This window comes from Alteromonas sp. KUL106, from assembly GCF_009811415.1.
GTDB lineage: Bacteria > Pseudomonadota > Gammaproteobacteria > Enterobacterales > Alteromonadaceae > Alteromonas.
In genome coordinates this window covers 1-298 of sequence record NZ_BLIG01000113.1, presented here as the reverse complement: position 1 = coordinate 298, position 298 = coordinate 1, and the positions used below count along the sequence as shown (strand labels likewise).

1 rRNA gene is annotated in these 298 nt (G+C 43.6%); it reads right to left on the bottom strand.

The annotated features are described in order from the left end of the window. Window positions 1–205: 205 nt before the first annotated feature. A 16S ribosomal RNA gene (locus GVO63_RS19435) occupies window positions 206–298 on the bottom strand; the annotation flags it as partial.

The following is a 298-nucleotide window of genomic DNA, read 5'->3' as shown; positions in this document are numbered from 1 at the left end:
AGTGTTTTTCAAAAAACACTAATCAATGATCTGATCATTAATTAGCATTCTGCGTCAAAACAACTACCACTTTAGCGAGCCAGTAAATTGTCAGGAAGGTTCCCTTCCGGTTAAGCAATTTACCGCGACACTCGCGAAGCGAGTCTATAAATAAACAAAACAATCTGTGTAGGCACTGCATCAAGTGCGTCTTACGACGTAATGGTAAGGAGGTGATCCAACCCCAGGTTCCCCTAGGGTTACCTTGTTACGACTTCACCCCAGTCATGAAACACAAAGTGGTAATCGTCCTCCCGTA